The following is a 21,021-nucleotide window of genomic DNA, read 5'->3' on the forward strand; positions in this document are numbered from 1 at the left end:
AAATTATAATACTTTTTTTATTGTCAATTATCTAGCCAGTTACGATCCTTGTGCCACTTTGGCATCTTTCTTACAATCAGAATATTCTACTGCTGCCTTCACAAAAGCAACAAAAAGTGGATGAGGATTGGCAACGGTACTCTTATATTCTGGATGATACTGCACTCCCACGAACCAAGGATGTTCTGGAATTTCAATAATCTCCACTAATCCGGTCTTAGGATTAATTCCAGTGGTTCTAAGTCCTGCTTTTTCTAATTGTTCTTTATATTGATCATTATATTCATAACGATGACGATGGCGTTCAGATATTAAAGATACTCCATAAGCTTCAGACACCTTACTATTTTCGACTAATTCACAATCCCACGCTCCCAGCCTCATTGTACCACCCATATCCGTGATGTTCTTCTGCTCTTCCATTAAACTAATAACCGGGTTAGCTGTATTTTCATCAACTTCTACAGAACAGGCATCTTTAAGGCCTAAAACATTACGTGAGTATTCTATAACCGCCATTTGCATGCCTAAACAAATACCAAAAAAAGGTAATTTATTTTCTCTTGCGTATTGTACTGCTTTTATCTTTCCTTCTATACCTCTTTCTCCAAATCCAGGAGCCACTAACACACCATCCAGATGTGCAATTTTGTTAGCAATAGTATCATCATCAATATATTCTGAGTGTATGCTCTCTACATTTACCTTTACTTCATTTTCTGCGCCGGCATGTATAAAAGCTTCTAAAATAGATTTATAAGAATCTTGTAATTCTACATATTTTCCGATAAGACCGATAGTTACTTCACATTTTGGATTTTTATGTCGCTTCAGAAAATCATTCCATTTATCTAAATCTGGAACATTATCATCTCTTAGTACTAATTGTTTTAATACTACCGCATCCAGTCCTTCTTCTAACATCAAATTAGGAACATCATAAATAGTAGAAGCATCAATAGATTCTATAACGGCCTCTTGCCTTACATTACAGAACAAAGCCAGCTTTCTGCGCAGATCTTCTGATAATTCATGTTCTGTTCTACATACCAAAATATCAGCTTTTATACCGCTTTCCATTAAGGTTTTTACACTATGTTGTGTTGGCTTCGTTTTCAATTCTCCAGCAGCAGAAAGATAAGGTATCAGGGTAAGATGAATTACCAAGGCATTAGTATCTCCAAGCTCCCATTTAAGCTGACGAACAGCTTCTATATATGGTAAAGATTCTATATCACCAACAGTTCCTCCTATCTCGGTAATTACAATATCGTAATCACCACTTTTTCCCAGAATCTGAATTCTTTCTTTAATTTCATTTGTAATATGCGGTACTACCTGAACTGTTTTTCCTAGAAATTCGCCGCGACGTTCTTTTTCAATAACGCTCTGGTAAATTCTACCGGTAGTTACATTATTTGCCTGTGACGTGGGCGTATTAAGAAAACGCTCGTAATGTCCTAAATCAAGATCTGTTTCTGCGCCATCATCAGTTACATAGCATTCTCCGTGCTCATAAGGATTTAATGTTCCCGGATCAACATTAATATATGGATCCAGTTTCTGAATCGTAACTCTGTATCCTCTTGCCTGAAGCAATTTTGCCAAAGAAGCTGCTATAATTCCTTTTCCTAATGAAGAAGATACGCCTCCGGTTACAAAAACATATTTGGTATTAGCCATGTAAACTTAACTATTAGTTCGGTTGTGTTTAAATTTTGCGCAAAAATACAAAGAAGAACCCAAACAGTACATTCAAAACATTGCAATATTCATATAACTTATCCATAATTCTTTAACAGTGTAAAAAACTGAAAATGAATTCATAACATTCTAAATAAAAAAATCCTATCTCATAAAGACAGGATTTTAATACTATAAAATTAAATTTTATTCTTCCTCTTCAGAAGCTACCTCTTCTGGCTCGGTGAAATCAGTAATTCCTTTCGCCTGAAGAATATTATACCATTGAATCACTTTTTTCATATCACTCACATACACTCGATCCTCATCATAATCAGGTAATATTTCACTAAAATATGCTTCTAATTTATTCTTAGATTCCTTATGACTAATAGCTTGCTCTCCATTTTCCTTATCCTGAATTCTTTTAAAAATCTCTCTTAAAGGAACTTCTTCTGTAAAAGTGTAGATAGCAATTTCACTAAGAATACTTACATTGTTTTGGATACTCACTGATAGTTTTTTTCCATCAGCCAATGACTCTGCAACAAATCCACTACGAGTTTGTGCTTTTAATTCGAACAAACCTGGTTTACCAGAAATTGATAATATTTTGTCTAAGCTCATAAATTTCTTTTCAAAGTTGGCAAATATCCGCAGTTCATTTTAAAAAATCAAACATTCACCAATATATATTATTATTGAATTCTTCGTATTAAAACGGTATTTGTAAATTTGATTAACGCCCTTTTCTAGCTAATGGAAACCTCATTCTATATTCCGGAGTAATCTTACCCTTAGAAATATTGGTAAGTTTTCCTTTAATTAAACGTTTTTTAAGGCTGGATAGTTTATCTGTAAATAAAATTCCTTCAATATGATCATACTCGTGCTGAATAACCCTTGCTACAAGTCCACTATAGGTTTCTGTGTATTCTACGAAATTCTCATCAAAATAATTGATCTTGATCGTTTCTTTTCTAAATACATCTTCTCTAACCTCAGGAATACTTAAACATCCTTCACAAAAAGACCACTCTTCTCCATTTTCCTCAACGATTGTAGCATTAATAAAGACTTTTTTAAACCCTTTCAGCAACTCTCTTTCTTCTTCAGAAAGTTCTTCATCATCGGCAAAAGGTTCTGCGTCTACTAAAAACAAGCGTATCGGAATTCCAATTTGCGGAGCAGCCAGTCCAACACCATGTGCATTATACATGGTTTCAAACATATTTTCGAGTAATTCTGATAACTTAGGATAGTCTTTTGTAATCTCCTTTGCTTTTTTCTTCAATACCGGATCACCGTATGCTACAATTGGTAAAATCATTTAAAATGTATACTTTTTATTGGATAATGAATAATCCAAATTTATTAATTTATAATTAAAGGTTTTTCGAAGCTGTTATTCTACTTGAAATAAAAATTGCAGTCAATTCTTTAGCTTCATTTAATACTTCTTCTAGTTCATTTCCATTCATTAATTTTTCATCTCTAAGAAATTCAGTCCAAAAAATACATTCATCTGCCTCTTCAATAACAATACTTAACTTAGAAACAAAACCTTTCTTAGTCTGTGCTAAACAAACTGCTCTATAATTTGCAGCAACTGATGTAGAGCATCTTATCAATTGACCTTCTATGTGCTTTCCTAACTTATTAGCTGGAAGACTACATGCTAATTTAACACATTGATGCGCAAAGTTTTTTGATCTAATCTTTAAATCCATCCTGAGGATATATTATTCATTATACAACATTCCTTATAAATTATAAAGATAATCCTGAAGTATAATGGTTGCGCTAATCTGATCTACTAATGCTTTATCTCTTCGTTTCTTCTTTGATATTCCACTTGCGATCATAGTATCAAAAGCCATTTTAGACGTAAATCGCTCATCCATTCTTTTTACAGGAATATCAGGCAATAATTTTGCTAATTTTTCTAAAAACGGTTGAATCAGCTTTTCACTTTCTGAAGCTTCGCCATGCAATCGTTTTGGCTCGCCAACTACAAACAATTCTACTTCTTCTTTTGAGACATACTCTTTCAACCAATTCAATAGCTCCTTAGTATCTACTGTTGTCAATCCAGAAGCAATGATCTTGGATTCGTCTGTAACTGCAATCCCACATCGCTTTCCTCCATAATCTATTGCCAAAATCCTTGCCATACTTTATTTTGTGCAAAAGTATAACATTATTATAAAATAGTACGAATTATTAAGAGTATCCTAAAATATCTATTGAGCCTATGTTTTTCCGATGAAGCTGTTATCTTTACGAAAATTTTTTAATAAATGAACCAACTAAAAGAAACCATAGAAAAAGCTTGGGATAATAGAGAGCTTTTAAAAGAATCAAGTACTCAGGATGCTATCAGAAAAGTTGTAGACTTATTAGATGCTGGAGAACTTCGTGTAGCAGAACCAATAGAAGGTGGATGGCAAGTAAATGAATGGGTAAAAAAAGGAGTGGTACTCTATTTCCCAATCCAGAAAATGGAAACATTGGAAGCAGGTATTTTTGAATACCATGACAAGATTCCTCTAAAAAAAGGATATAAAGCAAAGGGAATTCGAGTGGTTCCTAATGCAGTTGCGCGTCACGGTTCCTACATTTCTCCCGGTACCATTTTAATGCCTAGTTATGTTAATATCGGTGCATATGTAGATGAAGGAACCATGGTAGATACTTGGGCAACTGTTGGTAGCTGTGCACAAATTGGTAAAAATGTACATCTTAGTGGTGGTGTTGGAATTGGTGGCGTTTTGGAACCATTACAAGCTGCTCCAGTTATTATTGAAGACAATGCCTTTATAGGATCCAGATGTATTGTTGTTGAAGGTGTTCGTGTAGAAACTGAAGCAGTACTTGGTGCAAATGTTGTATTAACTGCTTCTACTAAGATTATTGATGTTACCGGCGACACTCCTGTAGAACGCAAAGGAGTCGTACCTGCCAGATCGGTGGTTATTCCTGGTAGTTACACAAAGAAATTCGCTGCAGGTGAGTATAACGTTCCTTGTGCACTAATTATTGGTAAACGAAAAGAAAGTACCAACAAAAAGACTTCGCTTAATGATGCGCTTAGAGAGCACGATGTGGCTGTTTAATTACATATAAAATATGTATACTTGTGAGCTTGTCTTTTTTTTAGGCAAGCTCATTGTTTTAATCAATAGGTCTGCAAATGAAAATATTAGTCATTCAACAAAAAATGATCGGTGATGTGCTTACCAGTACTATTATTTGTGAAGCACTTAGGAAAGAACATCCAAATGCTACTATTGATTATCTCGTAAATTCTAGCACAAAACCTGTTATCCAGGAAAATCCGTTTTTCGATCATATTGTCGAATTCAAGAACGAATATCGTAATAGCAAAAAAAAGTTTTATGCTTTTTTAATAGAAATCAAAAAGTCAAAATATGATTTGGTTGTTGATGCATATGGAAAATTAGAAAGTAACCTCATCTCCTATTTTTCTAAAGCTCCGGAAAAAGTATCTTTTTACAAATGGTACACTAGATTTTTATACTCTAAAGTTATTTACAGAAAACCAGAACCTGTTACCAATGCTTCTATAGCAATTGAAAATAGATTGAGATTGGTATACCCTGAAGATAAGATCACCTCTAATATCATTCGACCAAAAATATTCTTGACAGAAGAAGAAAAGAATAAAGCAGAATCATATTTAAAAAATAATAAGATTACCTCTGAGAAACCTCTTATCATGATTAGTGTGCTGGGTAGTGAGATCAGAAAAACATTACCTTTTGACTATATGGCAAAGGTTATTGATGAGATTGTTGAAACAACGAACGCGAATATTCTATTTAATTACATTCCAAGTCAGGAAAATGATGCTAAAGCTATTTATGACCTGACAACCGGAAACACCCAGAAACAAATTCATTTTAATGTATTCGGAAAAAGCTTACGCGAATTCATTACGATTCTTTCTCACTGTGATGCCTTAATCGGAAATGAAGGTGGAGCAGTTAATATGGCCAAAGCTCTTGATAAACCCACTTTTACAATTTTCTCCCCTTGGATTATTAAAAAAGATTGGAATATGTTTGAAGATGGTGCAAAACACGACTCAGTACATCTTTATGATTTTAAACCTGAATTATATGGAGATAAAACTCCAAAAGAAATGAAGGACAAAGCATTGGAATTATACAAAAACTTTTCGACAGAGTTTATTATTCCTAGTGTAAGATCCTATCTTCAAAACTTAAAACTCTAATCTGCTTTAGTCTTTTTCAATTCCGAAAGGAGTTCTAATTACTTTATCTTTTTTGGTAACCTTTCTTATCGCGTTATTTTTGGTGATCATTTCAGGCTGAACATATCCTCTATCGTGGTGGAGATGTAAACAGATGGCACTATATCTTATCTGCTTTGCTTTGATTCCTAAATTAAATAACCGCTCTCCTATTTCTCTATCCTCTCCCCCATATTGCATACGTTCATCAAAACCATTAACTAGCAAAACATCTTTTTTCCAACCGGAAACGTTCATACCGTCCCAAGTGGCTTTAGTAGGAGTGATAAAATTAAGAAAACGTTCCTTAAACCCTTTAGAAGTTAATTTATTCAGTTTAAATGAAGATGCAAGTCCTTGCTGTTTTAACCAATTTACATCAAAACATCTTTGACTTTCTATATCCTCTTTAGAAATTTGTTCTGATATATCCTTTGGCAACTTAAAATAGCCTCCCGATAAGAACCAATTTGGTTTTCTCAATCGCAAATGTGTTTCAATGAAATCTTGCCTAGGAATGCAATCGCCATCCGTAAACAACAAATAATCTGCTTTGGCAACCAGAATTGCCTTATTTAAAATTTCAGTCTTCCTAAATCCCTTATCTTCATGCCAGATATGTTCTATTGGAAATTTCGCTTTTTTAGAAAATTCTAAGATCACTTTTTCGGTATCTTCTCCTGAACCGTCATCAGCAATAATCACCTCAAAGTTATTGATACTCTGATACTCATAACCTAATAAAACTTTTTGCAACCATTGTGGTTGATTATACGTACTTATAATGACTGTTATTACTGGTAATTGCATTGCCGTAAAAATAGTTATTTTTGCGAGTAAGTTATTCAAAAATAAAATTTACTGTCATTTCGAGCGGAGTCGAGAAATAGTATTGTTATAGGGAATACATTTCGACTCCGCTCAATGTGACGGGATATTCTTGAAATAATTTTAACATCAATCATCACAAAAAACCCGAATGGTTAAACTATCAGCTGTTATTATCACGTATAATGAAGAAAAAAAAATAGAGCGATGCTTGTCTTCTTTGGTTGGTGTTGTAGATGAGATTGTGGTTATAGATTCTTTTTCTACAGATAAAACAGAGGAAATATGCAAACAGTTTGACGTCAAATTTATAAAGCAACAATTTCTAGGATATATCGAACAAAAGAACTTTGCCATTACCCAGGCCTCCTATGATCATATCATCTCTTTAGATGGTGATGAAGCCTTATCTTGCGAACTTCAGGATTCTTTGATTCAACTAAAATCCAATTGGAAGTATGACGGATATTATATGAATCGATATAATAATTTTTGTGGACAATGGATAAAACACTCAGATTGGTATCCTGACAAGAAACTTAGAGCATTTATAAAAGGGAAAGGAGAATGGCAAGGCATTAATCCACATGATTCTTTTAAACTGACCAATCCAAAAACCGCTTCAAAACTACAAGGTGATATCCTACATTGGAATTACGCTACCTACCAAGAGTTCAATCTTAAAACTGATAAATTCTCCACTATCTCTGCACACTCGTATTACGAGCTTGGTAAAAAAGCGCCTATCTGGAAGATCATCCTTAACCCAACCTGGGCTTTTTTTAAGGCGTATTTTCTAAGGTTAGGGTTTCTAGACGGGTTTAATGGCTTTGTAATTTGTGTGCAAACTGCCAATATTACATTTCTAAAATATTCAAAACTCAGAGAATTGATAAAGAACAATAAACCTTCAAATTAGGCCTCCTCTCTATACTTCTTTTTCCAGAAGAAGATCTTTCGTTTCAATTTGCGTTTGCCGTGATAGCGATTCTGAAACTCTTGTGTGTATTGCCACATAAGTTTAAATATTTCTGATTCCTCTTCTCCGGTACATTTTGCATATTCATTGCTCATTACTTTAATCATTGATTCATGAATCGTTAAACGAGCAAAGTTTTTTATTCTGGTTTCAAAACTCATTTCACCAAACTCCATTCGATTTAGGTCAACCAAATAAAATTCATATCCATTTCCTGTTCTCTCAATTAAAGTATTTCCCGGAGAATGGTCTAAAAAATTCACTCCATTCTTATGTAATTCATAGGTGAATCTAGTAAAAGCTCTAAGTATATCCTCATGATCCGCAATACTAAAATCGGTAGTCAATTCTCGATATGTCAAATCACATTCCACCAATTCACTAACGTAAAAGCTCTTTTTAAATAAAAATGCGGTAGTTTTTATTTCGTATGCAATAGGAAAAGGTGTTTTAATTCCTAAATCCAACAATTTATTAGCATACATATAAGAACGCTCTGCTTTAGATTTCCTAAAAAAACGATATGCAATCTGATTAACTATATTAGGAATTTTGAATGACTTAATAGTGTATTTCTGATCCTCTAGATCTACGATTTTAATCACATTACGTTCTGCATCGCCTAATATTTCCTTATAATTCTCAAAATTACCAATCGCCTCTTTCACAAGTGGTTTTAAGTTCATTTTAGAATTATGTACTTCAAATCTGTATGGCATACTTTTATAAAATTAGAAAAACCTACTTGTCTTTCAAATACTTATCGATTCCGTTTTCGCACCTTTTCACTCTACCTTCTATGGTTTTATTTTGAATTTCATTCCCTTTATCTGGGTTTTCTAACACTGCTTTTTTATGGTAGATATGAAAACAAATTCCTGCAAATTTCAACCTTTTAGGCATTACTCCCAAAAAGGTTAACCGTTGTCCAAAATCATAATCTTCAAAACCCCAACCTAAAAAATCTTCATTATACCCATTGATCTCGATTGCGTCTTTTCGCCAATATGACATATTAGCTCCTCTTAACTTTGTAGAGATAGCTTCATCCGGTTTTCTGTTTTTATATACAAAAGGCAAATACAACATTCGCATACGTTTTTTGAGTCCACCCGAAAGAATATTCAAATTTGCTTTCTTTTTAGCCATTAACTGTACAGACTTTTCTTTGGTAATGGTAACTCTTGTTCCATAAAGAAACATTTCGTCTCTACAAGCATTCAAATGGTCTTTCACAAAATGCTGATGCAGAATAATATCCCCATCAATTTGTATAATGTAATCAGATGTAATTTTAGCTATCGCTTTATTAAGAATTATAGTCTTAGTAAAACCATTATCCTCGTGCCATATATGGTGAAGTGGTAAAGGAAAAATCTTTTTATAATCATTTATCAGAGATCTTGTGTCCTCTTTAGAACCATCATCTGCTATGATAACTTCTGTTGGTAAAACAGATTGCTTTAGCACACTACCAAGTACTAAATCCAATGCTTCTGGCCAATTATACGTAGAAACCAATAACGCTACGCTTGGGTGGTTTTTCATATTTTAAAATTTCTAAAATCCAAAGACTTCATCTACCCATAAAGGTAAGGTATATCGATCATAGATTTCTTTTGGAATAGGTTCATAAGAAGTTTCGAAAAAGGATTTGGGAATCTCTATATGCTGTTTATCTACTACTAAAATATTGTTAGGATTATAAAAATCATATGTAGCAATATCCTTATTTGTGGTAATAAGTTTTTTAGAAAACCCCATACTCTCAAAAACCCTAAACGTTAAACCTGACTGATTCTCTCGATGCACATCTAACAAAACATTAGATTGAGCTATCAAACCTTCTACCTGCTGAAGATCCATGGTTTTCTTGGTATACACTATCTGAGTATCATCTGTATATCCTTCGTTTTTGCCTACAATGACAATTTTGTACTTAATATCAATTTTGTCCAAAGCCCTTGCTATATTCTGAATTACAGCATCTCTATTACCAGAAGAACTAATATTAAAAACCTCATGCTTAAGAGTTTCTTTATTAGATAACTCTCCTTTATAAATAAAATTAGTAATAAAAGAAAAATTGAAACGCTCTACATCATCCTTTTCGAAAGAAAAAGCTTTATCAAATTCGTTATAAATCTTTGCTATCTTAGGAGATCTTTTATAATTATCGTTAAAAAAACCCAGCAAATTATCGGTGTAAGGACGTATCTTTTTTATAAAATCAGGATTCAAAAAATCACCTTTAATAATCAATATTTTATCTTGATGCCCGTTCTTGTTTAGTTCCTCAAGAATTTTTTTCTCTAAAAACTTCTTTTTTATGTTATATTTAAAAAATAGTTTTGCAAAGAAATTAAAAACCTTATGGAAAAATGAAGGATACTTATAGCGTAGCTGATAAAAATTGATTTGACTCACCTTTATTCCTCGACGCTCTAATTCTTTAGCAATGAATTGATTAAAGCCCCAATTATCCAGGCTGATTAGTGTAACTTTCATATACATAAATATTGTACAATATTAAGAATTATAATAAAACAACAGTGTAGTTTTGGTTTAAAACTGACTAATAATAATTTTCTCTAACACAAAAAAATAAGCAGATCGATGGATTACGATAATAAACCCGATAATTATTTTAATAACGCACGTCATGAAATGTTGGATTTCCTACCCGAAAACACTAAAACGTTATTAGATGTTGGATGCGGAGAAGGAGCTTTTGCTTCTTTCATTAAAGAAAAATATCAAACCGAAACCTGGGGTATTGAGCTAATGAAAGAAGAGGGAGAAAAAGCAGAGAAGCTACTCGACAAAGTTTTTATTGGAGAAGTAGAAGGTTTTATCGATGAACTCCCTGATAATTATTTTGATGCTATTTATTTCAATGATGTTTTAGAACATCTTGTGGATCCATATATGGTTTTGGAGAAGATAAAGAGTAAGTTATCCAAAGATGGAGTAATTATAAGTTCCATTCCTAATATGAGATATCACAGTGCCTTAAAAAATCTTGTTCTAAATAAAAATTGGGAATATGAAGATCACGGGATTATGGATAAAACTCATCTCAGGTTCTTCACCGGAAAAAGTATCGCTAATATGTATACCCGATTAGGATACAAAATCATAACACACAAAGGAATCAATAAAACAAAATCTATTAAACCTTACCTTTATAATTTGCCATTATTTTTTACAGCAATGGATATGCGATATTTGCAATATGCTACCGTTGTAAAAAGATAAAACTTTAGTATCGAAAATAAATGAAAATACTTATTGTAGATAAATCAGCTGTCATACCGGTTGAGAAATATGGAGGTACAGAAAGGGTAATATGGGGGTTGGGAAAAGAACTCTCTAAATTGGGACATGAAATTTATTTTTTAGTTAAAGAAGGTTCTAGTTGTGATTTTGGTAAAATCATACCTTTTGACATACAAAAAACAATTAAAGATCAAATTCCCGAAAACATTGATGTAATACATTTTAATCATACGATCACTGAAAAAATAGAGAAGCCTTTTATCGTTACAATGCATGGGAACCCATCCCCAAACCAAACTATTGACATTAACACAGTTTTTATATCAAAAAATCAAGCCAAACGATTTGGATCATCGACCTTTGTATACAACGGTTTAGATTGGGACGACTATCCTGAACCCGATTTGGATCAGGAAAGAACATATTTACATTTTTTGGGAAAAGCAGCCTGGAAAGTGAAAAATGTATTTGGTGCAGCCAAAATTGCCCTCGAATCAAATAATAACCTACATATTTTAGGAGGAGAAAGATGGAACTTTCGAAATTTTAAAAGAGGTCTAAAATATGTTTTAAACCCTAAAATAATTTTTAGAGGTATGGTAAATAATGAAACCAAAATGGAGATCCTTCAGTATTCAAAAGGACTTCTATTTCCGGTAAAATGGCATGAACCATTCGGATTGGCCATTATTGAAAGTTTATATGCAGGTTGTGCTGTTTTCGGAACTAAAAATGGTTCATTACCTGAATTGATAACACCAGAAGTTGGTTTCACGGGTACTAATGCTAATGAGATTGCCAAAGCGATAAGAAACTTTGACTACAACCCAAGAAAATGCCACGAATATGCTGTAAAACACTTCAATTCTAAAGTAATGACAGGATCATATCTAAAATTATATGAAAAGGTAATTTCCGGAGAAACAATCAATAAAGAAGTCCCTGAATATAAAGAAGCAGAGAATGTAGTACCAAAATTTAGCTAATGGAAGATCAAAGAGAAGAAATAGAAAAAACAATAGACGTTCTTAAAAAAGGAGGACTTATACTCTATCCTACCGATACCGTTTGGGGGATTGGTTGTGATGCTACTAATGCAGAAGCAGTAGATAAAATATATGCTTTAAAACAAAGAGCCGACAGCAAAGCAATGCTATGCCTGGTAAGCGATTTTAAAATGCTTCAGCAATACGTGGAAGAAGTGCCGGAAGTAGCTTATGATATATTAAAGTATGCTACAAAGGCTACGACCATCATTTATGATAGACCCTTGCGAGTGGCAGAGAACCTAATAGCGGCAGATAATACTTTAGGAATTAGAGTAGCACGCGATCCCTTTTGCGGAAAACTTATTAGAAAATTTAAAAAACCTATCGTTTCCACTTCTGCCAATATTAGTGGAAAATCCACACCACGTAACTTAAAAGAAATAAGCAAGGAGATTTTGGAAGGCGTGGACTATGTTGTAAATTTGCCTTTGAAAAACAAAGACGCTAAACCTTCCTCGATCATCAAAATAGGAGGCGATAGTACTGTGAAAATTATTAGGAAGTAAATTGATTCATGTCGGAAGCTAAGAATTACAAAGAAGCCTTACAACATTCTGTTTTTAATACCATAACCCAAGCGGCAGCAAATCTACAATTAGAAAGCTTCGTTATTGGAGGTTTTGTAAGGGATCATATTTTGCAAAGAGGTACTGCCAAGGATATTGATATCGTAGCAGTTGGTAGTGGTATCGAATTAGCAAAAGAAGTGTCAAAATTACTTCCCGGAAATCCTAAAATTCAGATATTCAAAACCTACGGGACGGCTATGCTAAAAGCCGATGATATCGAAGTAGAGTTTGTAGGAGCACGAAAAGAGTCTTATCAAGAAGATAGTAGAAATCCCATTGTTGAGAACGGTACTTTACAAGATGATCAGAATCGAAGAGATTTTACCATAAATGCATTAGCATTAAATCTTTCTAAAGATAATTTTGGTGACATTTTAGATCCATTTAATGGTCTTGAAGATCTAAGATCCAAAATCATCCGTACACCTTTGGATCCGGATATTACGTATTCTGACGATCCGCTTAGAATGATGCGGGCGATTCGTTTTGCTACGCAATTGAATTTTAAAATTGAAGAGAAGTCTCTAAAAGCCATTACTAAAAATAAAGATCGTATTAAGATCATTACCAAAGAACGTATTGTTGATGAACTGAATAAAATCTTGTTAAGCGAGAAACCTTCTGTTGGATTTTTACTGTTAGAAAAAACTGGATTATTACCATACATCCTGCCGGAATTGGTGGCGTTAAAAGGTATAGACGAAGTCGAAGGTCAGAAACATAAAGATAACTTTTATCACACCTTAGAAGTTGTAGATAATATTTCAGAAAATACAGATGATCTATGGTTGCGTTGGGCTGCGTTGTTACACGATATTGGAAAAGCTCCTACTAAAAGATTTAGTAAAAAAGTTGGATGGACATTTCATGGTCACGAATTCGTAGGTTCTAAAATGGTATATAAGCTGTTTAAACGCTTAAAAATGCCATTAAATGAAAAAATGAAATTTGTTCAGAAAATGGTATTAATGAGCTCTCGTCCTATAGTCATCGCATCTGATGTCTCGGATTCTGCAGTGAGGAGATTAGTATTTGACGCAGGTGATTACATTGAAGAGTTGATGACTCTTTGCGAAGCAGATATCACAACAAAAAACCCAAAACGCTTCAAGAAATATCACAATAACTTCAAGATTGTTCGTCAGAAAATGGTTGAAGTAGAAGAACGTGACCATATCCGTAATTTCCAACCTCCGGTAAGCGGAGAAGAAATCATGAAGACTTTCAATATAAAACCCTCGCGTGAAATTGGAATTATCAAAGAAGCCATTAAGGAAGCTATTCTGGAAGGAGAAATACCTAATGAACACGAAGCGGCGTACCAATTCATGATCAATAAAGGGGAAGAACTGGGGTTGAAGAGTAGCAAAGTATCTAAGACATAAAGAAATTGAGTGATTTAGTTTTGCTGGCTTAGCAATTTATAAAGCTTATGGGAACGTTTAAAGATTTATTAATTTGGCAGAAATCTATTGAATTAGTTACTCAAATTTATTCTGAGACTAAAGACTTTCCTGCTGAAGAACAATATGGATTGACATCGCAAATTAGAAGAGCAAGTATATCTATTCCAAGTAATATTGCAGAAGGGTATGGAAGATCAGGTAAAAATGACTATTTACGATTCTTAAATATTGCTATGAGTTCTCTTTTTGAACTACAAACCCAGTTAGAAATTTCTAAAAATTTAAATTTTCTCAACAAAGAAAAATTTGAGGTTATCTTTGAAAACACAAGAGAAATTGAGCGTATGTTAGCTAGTTATATAAGGAAAATCAAAATATCTTAAATACTTAGGTACTTAGATACTTTTAAACTTAGATTCTTAATTTATGAAAAAATACTTCAGACCACTCGTTATCACATCCATAATATTGATTTATTTGATCATTATTGCTGGAGCTGTGGTGAGAATGACTGGATCCGGAATGGGATGCCCGGATTGGCCTAAATGTTTTGGGTATTATATCCCGCCTACTGAAGAGACTCAGATTCAATGGAAACCCGATCACGAATATCAGAAAGGTTTCATTGTTATTCTAGATGAAGAATTAAGAATCGCTACCAAAGATTTTACTTCGTCATCAATATATAACGCTTCTAACTGGGAACCTTATGCTAAACACGATTACGCCAAATTTAACGTATGGCATACCTGGATTGAATATATTAATAGGTTAGTGACTGTTTTATCTGGAATCCCCATATTATTGATGTTTATTCTATCACTATGGTTTTGGAAAGAAAAACGAAAAATTACATTATTTGCAGGTCTTACCATTATAGCAATGGCATTTCAGGCTTGGTTAGGTAAAATTGTGGTGGACTCTAATTTATTACCTCTTAGAATTACTGTTCATATGATGGTGGCATTCATCATTTTAGCAATACTGCTATATGTGCTTTTTTTAACGAAAGACAAAATTAAATCTATTGAGTTTAATACTACTTTTAAAAGCATTTTACTTTTCTCGGTTGTCCTTACGCTAATTCAGGTTGGATTAGGCACACAAGTACGCCAATATGTTGATGAACAAATAAAAACGGTAGGGGAACTTGCAAAATCAGAATGGTTACAACCACCAACCATGACCTTCTACATCCATAGATCATTTTCAATTTTAGTGGTTGTTATTAACACTTGGCTTATTTGGTACAGTAAAAAAATGCAATTCGGTTTATCTAAACTAAATTGGGTTTTAATACTAATAGGATTAGAGGCACTTACCGGTATCTTAATGTACTATTTTGATTTTCCTTTTTTGTCACAACCATTACATTTAGTGTTATCTTCTTTATTATTCGGGGTGCAGTTTTATATGATGCTCGAGGTGTTTAAAAATAAAACTATTGAAGCCTGAAAATTTAAAATAGTCAAGAACAAGTTCGTATCTTTGCCCATCCAAATTAATCAAGAATGATTTACCGTTTCAGAATTATCCTGGATACCGAAGAAGATGTATTTAGAGATATCGAAATAGAACAAGATGCTACTTTAGAGCAATTCCACAACGTGATTAACCAATCTTTTGGATTTGATGGTATGGAAATGGCTTCTTTTTACACAAGTGATGAGCAATGGAATCAGGGAGAAGAAATTTCTCTTTTTGACATGAGTGATGGTAATCAACCGGTAAGATTGATGAATGAAACATCTTTGATTGATGTAGTCCATGAAGCCTCTCCAAGATTGATTTACATATATGACTTTCTTAGCATGTGGACTTTTCTGGTAGAGCTTGCAGAAATTGCAGAATATGAAAACGGAAGAGAATATCCTAATGTGATGTTCGTACACGGTCAAATACCGGATAATGCTCCTGATAAAGAATTTAAAGCAGACGATCTAGATGAAAATGACGAAGATGACGGTTTTCTGGATCTTGATGATTACGATGAATTAGGGTTTGATGAAAATTGGAATTGATTTTAAAGAATCTAAGTTGCAAAGAATCAAAGAACATACTTATAACTGAATTTAAATAGATCCCAGCCTACGCTGGGATGACATGCATGTTATGATCAACTTATATAGTACCCAAATAGAATCACTTTCGATTCACAGAATAGGAAATAAAAGTAGAAACGAAAATATCTTTCTTTCTGATTCTCCTTATACACTTAACGATGAGTTAACGGCTTTATTAAAAGAATACTTCTTCAAGCCTTTTAGAGAAAAAGAAGAAAACTATTTTCAGTTTGTTAATGAAGTGGATGTCGAATTCAATCCACTATATAAGATTGTTACTGAAATTTTCAACAATCCTTCTTCTGCTCACGAAAAATCAAAAAGAATTGCTTCTCTACTATATGAGCAGTCACAACATCCTCATATTAAAAGCGGTGAAGTATATGTTACCTACTTAGAAAACCTAACCATTGATAACGAAAAAACAGCTGCTATTGGGATTTTTAAATCTGAATTAAAATATGATTACCTCCAGTTTGAAGAAAAGGGAAGTGACATCGAATTATTGCACCAGCAAGGAGTAAACCTTAATAAACTCGATAAAGGATGTTTGATCTTTAATCATAAAAAAGAAGAAGGCTACAAAATTCTTTCTGTAGACTCTAACCGTTATGACACTAAATATTGGCTAGAACATTTCCTGGGTGTAGAAGCTTTTGAAGATGAAAACTTTTATACGAAAAAGTATATGAAGTTCTGCCAGGACTTTGCTAAAGATGTAGTATTACCGGCAGAAGACAAAAAGGAAGAAGTGATGTTTATGAATAGAGCTGTAAATCACTTTGCAAAAAATGATACGTTTGAAGAATCTGCTTTTATAAACGAAGTTATTGATAATCCTGATCTTATACCTGAATTTAAACATTACAAAACAGAGAAAGCTCCAAAATATCATATTGAAGATCTTACTGAGTTTCCTATTGCCAATACTGCTGTATCTGCCGCAAGAAAAAAAATGAAAAACACCATTAACCTGGATACTAATATCCAGATCAAGATGGATTTTATCAATCCTGAATCTGCAGAGAAATTTGTAGAAAAAGGTTGGGACGAAGAAAAACAGATGTACTACTATCTGGTATATTTTAACAAGGAACAGAAGGATTAGTTTTTCAACTTAGATCCTTACTTTACTTTTTTACCTGTTATATCAAAAATCAGATTTGTGTTTACTTCTGTGATTGATCCATTAGGGTTTACAATAAAATCGTTTAAGAAGATTTTCTGCTCATCTTTATTAATTGGTTTTGGTTCTTCTATTAAAGAATCTCCAACCATCCTGTTTAGATAATAAATTAATGGAGATAGTTTAATCATATTATCTTCCATGACATATGTTCCTGTAGTTTTGATGAGACGTTCACCGTATTCACTATAATCCTGATAAGTAAATATATTTTCTCTTAAGTCTAGCGCTTTGTATCCGTTTGATTTAGTATGTAAAAAACTTTTCGAAAAATCGACCGAACGATTTTTACTGGATACATTATGATAATAAATAATGGGATCTGTTCTTTGAGGGTTATTCAAACTGTATTCGACCAATAGTGAATCTCCTGTACGTTGAAATTGCCCAGTCTTATAAGCTCTATATTTTGAAACGTAAATTACATCATCAATTTCATATAAAAAGTATACTATTTCATCTAATTTATCCACTCCCAAACCTGGTAGTCTGGGTACAACCAATTTTGTCTGAAACACTAAAGCTTCAACCTTTCCGACTCTTTCAAAAGGGTAAAATTTTGGAAGTTCAAAATTATTCCACATCCAAATACCGGATATCAATAAAAATAAACCACCAAAAGCCCAAGGATTAATTTTCATGAATTAAAACTTTATTTATAGGTATCAAATATGCAACTAAAGTTACAGCCCTAGGAAATTAAGATTACTTTGATTATTGATATTTATTTACTAAAATTACCCCTCCAACAATCGTTTCATATTCACATTTTCGTAGTTTCTTCTCACAAAATCCAAAGCAGTTTTTAAAACTTCACCCATAGATTTACTTCTTCTAAATTTTAAATCTAAGGTAAAATTATACAAGTGTTCCCTTAATTCTTTAAGGTTTTCTTCTGTAGAAATAGTATCCTTGCACATACATTTCACCAATGTTTCATAACGAGATCTGGAGTTTAAAATTCGTTTTGCTAATACAGAACGTTCTTCTTTTTTATATTGTTCGATTGAGCTAGGCTGTAGTTTCTTCATCACAATATCAACCATATCAAAATTCTCTTTAAAAAATTGTGGTTGATATACTTTTAACTTCCCCTCAAAACATTGCTGATCAAAATCTATAGCTCTGATTTTATACTCTACGTGGTCAAAATCATGAATGGGAATAATAACATAATTATAAGATCGCATATCGCCCAACAAACGCATCTGACAACGTTCATTGAATTTTACAAATTCTTTTGCTATCTGAGATTTAGCCTGATCGCTTAAATCCGGTAAAAAATCCTTGATAAATACGTCTCCCGGAATCCCGGCAATATGTTCTTCAATCAAGGTATTTTTATATACCAAAAAGTTAATCCTGTTTGGAGAAAACATATGCTCTAACTCTAGCCCATAGATTCTGGATGCATCCGCTTTCTTTACGTAGATGTAAGTATAATTATCATTCAGGATATTTCTTACTCGAACTCTAAACGGTTTAGAATTTCCGAAGGTACAGTAATCAATGGCATCTATATTTAGAAATTCTATAGCATCTTCGTTACCATCAGAATGCAATATAGTATATACTTTTTTTAAACTAGATTCGATCTCCGGCCGTTCGTGTTCTTCATAATATACCCGAACCCACAAAGTATCTTCATCATTACTATCATACACCACAATCGATCCTGAAAACCTCAACAAATCATCATAAAATACCGGAATTTTAATTTTACGATTACATTCCTTTAAATAACTATCCAGGCTATCATTAATTGGATACGTTGGTTTCTTCTTGGACATTAATTTTTCTTCCATATTCATCGTCTTTCAGTTGGCAAGTTACAAAACCTGATTTCAAATCATAAAATATCTTTTATAAATACCAAAACCAGAAACTTAAGCTTTATCTGTAACAAAAACTCACATTAGTCGTCTTGTTTTATATAACCGCCAAAAGAAATTACAATTGGAAACCATTCTAACTCTGAAGAATCTTACAAAAAGATTCGGACCCATAACCGCTGTCAAAGATCTTTCCTTTACTATTAAAAAAGGGAATGTATATGGCATTTTAGGACCTAACGGAAGTGGTAAATCAACAACACTAGGTATTGTCCTTAATGTAGTAAATCGAACTGAAGGAGATTTTACCTGGTTTGACGGCAGTACCTCTACGCACGAAGCGCTTAAAAAAGTAGGTGCTATTATAGAACGTCCTAATTTTTATCCTTATATGACTGCGTCTCAAAACCTAAAGTTGGTATGCCAAATTAAGGGTGTTTCTACAGACAAAATCGATGAGAAATTAGAACTGGTAGGTCTTTTAGAGCGAAAGGATAGTAAATTCAGAACTTTTTCTCTTGGTATGAAGCAGCGATTAGCTATTGCATCTGCTTTATTAAATGATCCCGAAATTTTAATTCTAGACGAACCAACCAATGGATTGGATCCTCAAGGAATTCATCAGATCAGAGAAATTATCAAAGTAATTGCTTCAAAAGGTACTACAATCCTTCTGGCTTCGCATTTGTTAGACGAAGTAGAAAAAGTGTGCAGCCACGTCGTGATCATACGCAAAGGAGTGAAACTATATTCAGGTCCCGTTGATGAAATGAATGCCAGTCATGGTTTCTTTGAACTAAATAGTAATCAAAACAGTGTACTTAAGAAATGGTTATCTGATCATAGTATTTTTGGAAATATTAAAGAAGAAGAAGGTAAACTTATCGCTTTTTTAAATAGCGAATTGGATGCAGAAAGTTTAAATAAGCAGTTGTATGAAGCTGGTATTACACTAACCCATCTTGTAAAACGAAAAGAAAGCCTGGAAGAACAGTTCTTACAATTAACCAACAATTTAAACTAAAGCAATGTTACGATTACTTAATATAGAATTTCAAAAATTACGATATAATAAATCTGCCAAAGTACTTACGATAACCTATTTTGTACTTATACTTCTTATATCACTTATTGCCTCTTATGAATTTAGTTTTGGAGGAGTCAATTTTAGATTGGCAGATCAGGGAATTTTCAATTTCCCATACATATGGCATGTAAATTCATGGATTGCCGCCTGGTTAAAATTATTCTTAGCTATTGTTATTGTTTCTATGATGGCCAACGAATACTCCAATAGGACATTGAAGCAGAACCTAATAGACGGTTTGAGTAAAAAAGAATTTATAGCTTCCAAATTTCTTACTGTAGTCGTTTTTTCATTGGTATCTACCATATTCTTATTTTTAGTTTCTCTAATACTCGGACTTATTTTTTCTGATTATAATGAGATTTCTATAATTCTTTCTGATTTAGAGTTCATTCTCGCATATTTTGTAAAGCTTGTTGGATTCTTTTCTTTTTGTATGTTTTTGGGTATACTTATAAAACGTTCAGCCTTCGCTCTTGGTTTTCTGATCTTTTGGCAACTTATCGAAGGTGCTTTTAGATTGTTTTCGGGCTTAATTAAATGGAAATTTGATTCAGATATTATTGATAAGATTATACCATTTTTACCTCTAGACAGTATGGCTAATCTAATTAATGAACCTATTACCAGATTAAATGTAATCCAGTCTGCAGCGAATCAACTGGGGGAAAACTTCCAAAGAGACTATGCTGTGCACTGGTATGAGATCTTGATTGTACTAGTTTGGACTGCTATATTTGTGAGACTTTCATATTATCTTCTTAAAAAGAGAGATTTATAATAT

General features: G+C 33.1%; 24 protein-coding genes. 13 read left to right on the forward strand and 11 right to left on the reverse strand.

The features are described 5' to 3' along the window. Window positions 1-39 precede the first annotated feature (39 nt). The 5 genes from ACFSR1_RS02810 to ruvX all read right to left on the reverse strand — a co-directional run bounded on the left by ACFSR1_RS02810 (window position 40) and on the right by ruvX (window position 3,857). Window positions 40-1,683: a CTP synthase gene (locus ACFSR1_RS02810; RefSeq protein ID WP_378289407.1), complete on the reverse strand. Its 1,644-nt coding sequence runs from the start codon at window positions 1,681-1,683 to the stop codon at window positions 40-42. Between the two features lie 207 nt (window positions 1,684-1,890). After that, the gene (locus ACFSR1_RS02815) at window positions 1,891-2,310 is read right to left on the reverse strand and encodes a DUF5606 family protein (protein ID WP_378289409.1); all 420 of its coding nucleotides are present in this window, start codon (window positions 2,308-2,310) and stop codon (window positions 1,891-1,893) included. Window positions 2,311-2,422: 112 nt separating this feature from the next. Then, complete coding sequence (gene def / locus ACFSR1_RS02820; protein ID WP_378289411.1) at window positions 2,423-3,013, reverse strand: peptide deformylase; 591 nt, start codon at window positions 3,011-3,013, stop codon at window positions 2,423-2,425. A gap of 55 nt (window positions 3,014-3,068) precedes the next feature. Continuing rightward, the gene (locus ACFSR1_RS02825; RefSeq protein ID WP_378289413.1) at window positions 3,069-3,413 is read right to left on the reverse strand and encodes a four helix bundle protein; all 345 of its coding nucleotides are present in this window, start codon (window positions 3,411-3,413) and stop codon (window positions 3,069-3,071) included. A 33-nt stretch (window positions 3,414-3,446) separates the two neighbouring features. Continuing rightward, window positions 3,447-3,857: a Holliday junction resolvase RuvX gene (gene ruvX / locus ACFSR1_RS02830; protein WP_378289415.1), complete on the reverse strand. Its 411-nt coding sequence runs from the start codon at window positions 3,855-3,857 to the stop codon at window positions 3,447-3,449. Window positions 3,858-3,983: 126 nt separating this feature from the next. Between ruvX and ACFSR1_RS02835 the strand changes: the two genes are divergently transcribed. Both ACFSR1_RS02835 and ACFSR1_RS02840 read left to right on the forward strand, forming a co-directional pair. After that, window positions 3,984-4,799 carry a 2,3,4,5-tetrahydropyridine-2,6-dicarboxylate N-succinyltransferase gene (locus tag ACFSR1_RS02835; protein WP_378289417.1) on the forward strand — a complete coding sequence of 272 codons (816 nt, stop codon included), beginning with the start codon at window positions 3,984-3,986 and terminating at the stop codon, window positions 4,797-4,799. Window positions 4,800-4,876: 77 nt separating this feature from the next. Then, on the forward strand, window positions 4,877-5,941 hold the full coding sequence (locus ACFSR1_RS02840; protein WP_378289419.1) for a glycosyltransferase family 9 protein: 1,065 nt from the start codon (window positions 4,877-4,879) through the stop codon (window positions 5,939-5,941). 6 nt (window positions 5,942-5,947) lie between these two features. Here the strand turns inward: ACFSR1_RS02840 and ACFSR1_RS02845 are convergent, their stop codons facing one another. After that, window positions 5,948-6,769: a glycosyltransferase family 2 protein gene (locus ACFSR1_RS02845; protein ID WP_378289683.1), complete on the reverse strand. Its 822-nt coding sequence runs from the start codon at window positions 6,767-6,769 to the stop codon at window positions 5,948-5,950. Window positions 6,770-6,938: 169 nt separating this feature from the next. Here ACFSR1_RS02845 and ACFSR1_RS02850 point away from each other — a divergent pair, with 169 nt between their 5' ends. Further along, complete coding sequence (locus ACFSR1_RS02850; protein WP_378289421.1) at window positions 6,939-7,706, forward strand: glycosyltransferase family 2 protein; 768 nt, start codon at window positions 6,939-6,941, stop codon at window positions 7,704-7,706. Here the strand turns inward: ACFSR1_RS02850 and ACFSR1_RS02855 are convergent. Genes ACFSR1_RS02855 through ACFSR1_RS02865 form a run of 3 tightly spaced genes read right to left on the reverse strand, consistent with a single transcriptional unit; the run spans window position 7,703 to window position 10,274 of the window. Continuing rightward, window positions 7,703-8,485 (reverse strand): lipopolysaccharide kinase InaA family protein, encoded by a 783-nt coding sequence (locus tag ACFSR1_RS02855; RefSeq protein ID WP_378289423.1) that lies wholly within the window; start codon window positions 8,483-8,485, stop codon window positions 7,703-7,705. The genes ACFSR1_RS02850 and ACFSR1_RS02855 overlap by 4 nt on opposite strands. 22 nt (window positions 8,486-8,507) lie before the next feature. After that, a complete protein-coding gene (locus ACFSR1_RS02860) occupies window positions 8,508-9,314 on the reverse strand; it encodes a glycosyltransferase family 2 protein (protein ID WP_378289425.1) in 807 nt (268 codons plus the stop codon). A 12-nt stretch (window positions 9,315-9,326) separates the two neighbouring features. Continuing rightward, entirely contained in the window at window positions 9,327-10,274 is a 948-nt protein-coding gene (locus ACFSR1_RS02865; RefSeq protein ID WP_378289427.1) for a hypothetical protein, read from the reverse strand. A gap of 108 nt (window positions 10,275-10,382) precedes the next feature. Between ACFSR1_RS02865 and ACFSR1_RS02870 the strand changes: the two genes are divergently transcribed. The 8 genes from ACFSR1_RS02870 (at window position 10,383) to ACFSR1_RS02905 (ending at window position 17,240) form a co-directional block, all read left to right on the forward strand. Beyond that, window positions 10,383-11,024: a class I SAM-dependent methyltransferase gene (locus ACFSR1_RS02870; protein ID WP_378289429.1), complete on the forward strand. Its 642-nt coding sequence runs from the start codon at window positions 10,383-10,385 to the stop codon at window positions 11,022-11,024. A gap of 20 nt (window positions 11,025-11,044) precedes the next feature. Next, complete coding sequence (locus ACFSR1_RS02875) at window positions 11,045-12,031, forward strand: glycosyltransferase (RefSeq protein ID WP_378289431.1); 987 nt, start codon at window positions 11,045-11,047, stop codon at window positions 12,029-12,031. Next, window positions 12,031-12,600 carry an L-threonylcarbamoyladenylate synthase gene (locus ACFSR1_RS02880; protein WP_378289433.1) on the forward strand — a complete coding sequence of 190 codons (570 nt, stop codon included), beginning with the start codon at window positions 12,031-12,033 and terminating at the stop codon, window positions 12,598-12,600. Before ACFSR1_RS02875 ends, ACFSR1_RS02880 begins: the two co-directional genes overlap by 1 nt. A gap of 8 nt (window positions 12,601-12,608) precedes the next feature. Further along, a complete protein-coding gene (locus tag ACFSR1_RS02885; protein WP_378289435.1) occupies window positions 12,609-14,048 on the forward strand; it encodes a CCA tRNA nucleotidyltransferase in 1,440 nt (479 codons plus the stop codon). A 47-nt stretch (window positions 14,049-14,095) separates the two neighbouring features. Continuing rightward, window positions 14,096-14,452: a four helix bundle protein gene (locus ACFSR1_RS02890; RefSeq protein ID WP_378289437.1), complete on the forward strand. Its 357-nt coding sequence runs from the start codon at window positions 14,096-14,098 to the stop codon at window positions 14,450-14,452. Between the two features lie 43 nt (window positions 14,453-14,495). Beyond that, complete coding sequence (locus tag ACFSR1_RS02895; protein WP_378289439.1) at window positions 14,496-15,524, forward strand: COX15/CtaA family protein; 1,029 nt, start codon at window positions 14,496-14,498, stop codon at window positions 15,522-15,524. Window positions 15,525-15,580: 56 nt separating this feature from the next. Next, on the forward strand, window positions 15,581-16,090 hold the full coding sequence (locus ACFSR1_RS02900) for an IS1096 element passenger TnpR family protein (RefSeq protein ID WP_378289441.1): 510 nt from the start codon (window positions 15,581-15,583) through the stop codon (window positions 16,088-16,090). Window positions 16,091-16,181: 91 nt separating this feature from the next. Next, on the forward strand, window positions 16,182-17,240 hold the full coding sequence (locus ACFSR1_RS02905) for a nucleoid-associated protein (protein ID WP_378289443.1): 1,059 nt from the start codon (window positions 16,182-16,184) through the stop codon (window positions 17,238-17,240). A 17-nt stretch (window positions 17,241-17,257) separates the two neighbouring features. On the opposite strand, the gene ACFSR1_RS02910 is transcribed toward ACFSR1_RS02905, so the two are convergent. Further along, window positions 17,258-17,959 carry a hypothetical protein gene (locus ACFSR1_RS02910; protein WP_378289445.1) on the reverse strand — a complete coding sequence of 234 codons (702 nt, stop codon included), beginning with the start codon at window positions 17,957-17,959 and terminating at the stop codon, window positions 17,258-17,260. Between the two features lie 96 nt (window positions 17,960-18,055). Then, window positions 18,056-19,123 carry a hypothetical protein gene (locus ACFSR1_RS02915; RefSeq protein WP_378289447.1) on the reverse strand — a complete coding sequence of 356 codons (1,068 nt, stop codon included), beginning with the start codon at window positions 19,121-19,123 and terminating at the stop codon, window positions 18,056-18,058. Between the two features lie 151 nt (window positions 19,124-19,274). On the opposite strand from ACFSR1_RS02915, the gene ACFSR1_RS02920 reads away from it, so the two are divergent. Then, on the forward strand, window positions 19,275-20,174 hold the full coding sequence (locus tag ACFSR1_RS02920; RefSeq protein ID WP_378289449.1) for an ABC transporter ATP-binding protein: 900 nt from the start codon (window positions 19,275-19,277) through the stop codon (window positions 20,172-20,174). 4 nt (window positions 20,175-20,178) lie between these two features. Then, complete coding sequence (locus ACFSR1_RS02925; protein ID WP_378289451.1) at window positions 20,179-21,018, forward strand: ABC transporter permease; 840 nt, start codon at window positions 20,179-20,181, stop codon at window positions 21,016-21,018. Window positions 21,019-21,021 lie beyond the last annotated feature (3 nt).

The sequence above is a fragment of the Aquimarina rubra genome (assembly GCF_042684305.1).
Taxonomy (GTDB): domain Bacteria; phylum Bacteroidota; class Bacteroidia; order Flavobacteriales; family Flavobacteriaceae; genus Aquimarina; species Aquimarina rubra.